This window comes from Caballeronia glathei (genome assembly GCF_000698595.1).
In the GTDB taxonomy this organism is placed as follows: Bacteria; Pseudomonadota; Gammaproteobacteria; order Burkholderiales; family Burkholderiaceae; genus Caballeronia; species Caballeronia glathei.
The window spans coordinates 1-4,219 of sequence record NZ_JFHC01000167.1; the positions used below are offsets into that span (position 1 = coordinate 1).

3 protein-coding genes are annotated in these 4,219 nt (G+C 59.4%); all 3 read right to left on the reverse strand.

Going from position 1 to position 4,219, the window contains the following annotated elements:
* Positions 1–397 precede the first annotated feature (397 nt).
* Positions 398–1,675: an NDP-hexose 2,3-dehydratase family protein gene (locus BG61_RS37770; RefSeq protein WP_035935848.1), complete on the reverse strand. Its 1,278-nt coding sequence runs from the start codon at positions 1,673–1,675 to the stop codon at positions 398–400.
* Positions 1,669–2,676 carry a glycosyltransferase family 2 protein gene (locus BG61_RS39665; protein WP_267908632.1) on the reverse strand — a complete coding sequence of 336 codons (1,008 nt, stop codon included), beginning with the start codon at positions 2,674–2,676 and terminating at the stop codon, positions 1,669–1,671. Before BG61_RS39665 ends, BG61_RS37770 begins: the two co-directional genes overlap by 7 nt.
* 445 nt (positions 2,677–3,121) lie before the next feature.
* Positions 3,122–4,219, reverse strand: a 1,098-nt coding sequence (locus tag BG61_RS37780) for an alkyl/aryl-sulfatase (RefSeq protein ID WP_035943313.1), incomplete at its 5' end; no start/stop codon positions are given.

Here is a 4,219-nt window from a genome sequence, read left to right on the forward strand (position 1 = left end):
AAGATGCCATCACCGGGCGCTTACGATTGAACCGCGCAGATAAATGGTCAAAAAGATCGACGTTGATCGCCGCTGAACAACGTAGCGGTGCCCGCAAGCGGAGTCTGTCCGTCCGAGCGTCACCGCGCTTCACCCAAATCGGCCTTTGCCGACATTCAGGCATCGGCCTTTGTGAGGCAGCTACAGGTCACGCTGCTGCCGTTCGCCTACCGGTAGCCGTGGATGTCAGGTATTGCCGTCAACGAATGGGTGCTCTCGACCCTCTGCCGTCGGTCGGGCCTTTGTCGCCTCCAGGGCAGGTTACGGGGCTAATCGATCATCGGAAGGTCGCTGACTGTGCCGCGGCTTGTCAAGCAACTCGACTGCTCGTTCGCCCCGTTTCTTTCATGCGCTTGAGCTAGAGGTGTGCGAGGCCTATCGACAGGGCACTGCGAGCCTCGTTGTTGAAAATGCCAGCGTGCATTAGCGCTTGCACCTCGGATAACCTCAGCCACGAGAACTGATCGTCATCCGCGATCGCCGTGATCTCAACGATCCGGTAGTCGGCTGTCGTGCGATAGAACCTGCCGCCTTCATCGGACTGGCGCACGCGAGCACGAATGACCCCCGGTGTTGCTGGCTCGGCGGGTCGGCGAAAAAAGGTCGGCCCGAGTTCTGCGCCCCTGACGAGGCCCGGTTCCCAACGCGGGCAGAACGCGAACTCCAGGACGCCGTCCCGATTCCGGCACACTAGTTCGACAACCTGCTCCTCCAGCGTATGGAGGATCGGCTGATCCCAGTCGGGCGTCTCGCGCGTTGCGCAATGAACCCGAACATGACGCAGCGCGAGCTTGCCATCGGTCATCGTGACAGGCTCGTTTGCGTCAAAGGCCCATCCGTACAGATGCTCGACCGATCGATGCTCCGTCGTGGGCGCACCTTGCTTCAGACGGCTGAGCCAGGCGTGTGTATCCTGAAGGACCGCAGGCCTCGCCTCGCTATCGAGGGAACGCCGGAGAGCCCGGCCAAAATCACCTCGGCCGGCGCCCCCGCGTGCGGCCAGTGTGCGCCAATCCGTGCAGCACAGAACGGATCGCGCATCTGTATTGACCAGGAGATCGACCGAAAGAAGCGTCTTGAAGAGTTCGAGCGAAATCCAGCGATGCAGGGAGTCACCGACATCGACATCATCGACGACGAAAATATTCCGGTTGAGCTTGCCCAAGAAGCGGCTGCCCTGTTCGCTTTGCAGCGTATCGCATAGAACGTCGCCAGCCACATCATCGAAATAGCCGGAAAAGGGGGGCAACTCACCGCCGTGCACCCGATCATGGTTGCTGGCCGTTGCCTGGCAGGTCGGCGCCAGTTGGACAAATCCGACATTGCCGGGTTCTGCCTTGGCATGCACGAGCAGATCCAGGGTGTCACCGCGCGAACGCGCGATGAATCCGAGCGTTCCGATCTCGCGCTGTTCAATAAATGGCTGGCGCTGCAACGCGCCGTCATGCGCCCATTCCAGCCCCACGATATTGAAAAAGCGCCCGGAAGCGTGCCGGATGCGCCCGTCGGTCAGTGCCCATGCCGAGGACATTGCAAGAGAGCCGGGTATGACCCGAGTGCGGTCGGCGGCCCGGACATCTTCCACCCAGTTCTGCACGGCTTCGACAGAGGTCAGCAGCGCACGGTGCTTCAGCATTCGCGATCTCCAGCATCCTGCTGTACGAAAGCCCAGCCACCTCGGCGTGCGAGGAACTCGTGGATAAATCCATTGCCGTGCTCGGCAACGGCATCGGCTCGTTCGAGTGGATTGTCGAGCACCCCGGCAATGGCACGGTCCGCAAACGACACCCCCACGCTTCCTTGCACGAGCGCCCGCTGAGCAAGCGCGACCTTGCGTGCACCGGCGGAACTGGCTTTGGAAATGTCGCCAAATACGTTGTCGAACATGTCGAGAAGCGGCTGTTCCAGATAGCGCTCCAAAACGATCGCGTGCTCTAGTTGGGAGCGTCTCATGGCGCGTGGATTGGGGGCGCTGAGGTTGGCATTGGCCACGATCCGCATACGGGTCAGAGCGTCCGGCAGCAGTCGGAATCGACCGAGGGCCGCTAATCGGATCCAAAGGTCGAAATCTCCGAGCTGGACGAGGCTTGCCCGAAAACCCCCGATTGCAGCCAGTTGCGTGCGCCGCACCACGGCGGACGGCAGGAGAAGGCAATTGCCGATATCAAAGAAGTGCCTGAGCCAACGGGTAGGCGACCGCTCCCTGGTGGTGAACAGTCCGTCGGCCCACGTTCCGGTCGCGGGTTGCCCGGCTTCGTCGATAAGCTCCCCGGCTGTAAAGCATGCAGACAAAGTCGAATCACTTTCCATTTCACGAACTTGCAACGCCAGCTTTGTCGGTTGCCACTCATCGTCCGAATTCTGGAAAGCGATATAGCGTCCGCGTGCATGGGTCAAGGCGAGGTTGCGCGGATGCACGGCCCGATTGACCGGCAGTCGTATCAGCTTTATGCGCGAGTCCTTGATGGAAGCCACGACGTCCGGTGTGCCGTCGCTCGAGCCATCATCGACCACGATCAGTTCCAGATCCCCGAAAGTCTGATCAAGAACCGTTGAAACTGCCGTCGCCACGAACGACTGGTGATTGTAGGCGGCCATGACGACAGAGACCGCCGGACGGCGAGAGAAGAAATGCAAAAGTCGACCTCAAATTGCGTCGCACCCGCGGCGTTTGAGCCGGGCGAACCGAATTGACCAGCGCTCCAGTATTATTCTATGCAGGAGAAAGGGGCGATTGTAGCCGAACCGCCCAGTGAATCCCCGGAGACCGTCTTGTCGAAAGCGCGAAGCAGGATGGTCGGTCGTGTTGCGTAGCGGGACGGCGTTAATCCCCGGTTTGCGGATTCACCAGGACCTCCGAGCGATGCAACCGGCCGCGCTGCCTCAGGTCGATGTTGCATCGGGAGGGCGACCGCGCGAAGTTCTGCACTCGGCGACCCGAAGCGGTCGAAACGCCAGGCGTCACCGAATGACCGCTTCGCCCCGTCGAGCGGCCTGAAAATCGAAAGTCGCTCGCGCCACCATGCCACATTTCCATGGCTCAAACCGCTGAAGCACTATAGCGTTTCATGTGGATCGCGCATCACGGCTCGCTGATGGTGAACCAAAAGTCGAACTTGTCGAACAAGGCCAGCATGTCACTGAACTTTTGACGGTTACCTTCGAGCTTCACCTGCCCACTGTCGGCAAGGTTGCCGAGCTTGAGTTTGCCGAGTGCGATGTCGTCCAGTGTCGAGCGGTCCAGCGTGATGGTCGCATCCGGATTGGGCAAGGTCTTGCCTTTTCCGTAGTTCATCACGCCGTCCTCGACTGTCAGCGAATAGTTTTCCTTGATGTCGGGGAATATCACGTTGAAGGCGTAATGCTTGTCACCCGCGCGCGGACCGTTCAAATGTATAGCCAAGAAGTCGAGGAACATTTCGGTGGTCATGCCACGAATGATGTCAGGGGACGAAGTGTTCGGCGTCGCCATCTTCTTGACGCCCCCTCGCAACTCCTGAGCGCCGCTTAGATAAAAGTTGCGTGCTGGCCCAGATTCCGCCTGATAACCCAACTGCTCCAGAGCATCCGCTTCCAGCATGCGCGCAGCCTGATTGTTCGGCTGCGCGAACACGAGCTTGTTGGTAATCGTCGCGGCCCAACGATAATCTCCCTTTGAGAAGGCATCGCGCGCGGTGGACATGATCTTGTCTGCACCAATCATGTCGACGTATTTCTTCGCCTCGTCCACCGGCGGCAGCGGATCGAAGTCCGCCGGGTTGCCATCCCACCATCCAAGGTAAAGCTGATAGGTCGCCCGCACGTTATGTTTCAGGTTCCCGTAGTAACCCCGGTTATAAAACTCTTTCGCCAGCGAGTCGGGTAGCACGAACTGCTCGGCGATTTCGTGCATCGTGAGGCCCTGATTCGCCATGCGCAACGTCTGGTCATTGATGTACTTGTAGAGATCGCGCTGCTTCTTCAGATGCTCAACGACGCGATCATTTCCCCACGGAGGCCAATGATGGCTACCGAAAGAAACCTGCGCCTCACTGCCCCAAAGATCGATCGTCTGATCGAGGTAGTACGACCATTTTTGTGCGCTGCGCACTTTGGCACCGCGCAAGGTGAGAATGTTGTGAAGCGTGTGATTCCCGTCTTCCGCAAGATCGATTGAACCGCCCCGGGAATTGTGGAGGCT

Bases quoted from the DNA above. Each gene is read 5' to 3' on its own strand.
- BG61_RS37770 (WP_035935848.1), bottom strand. From the start codon at position 1,675: ATGCTGAAGCACCGTGCGCTGCTGACCTCTGTCGAAGCCGTGCAGAAC.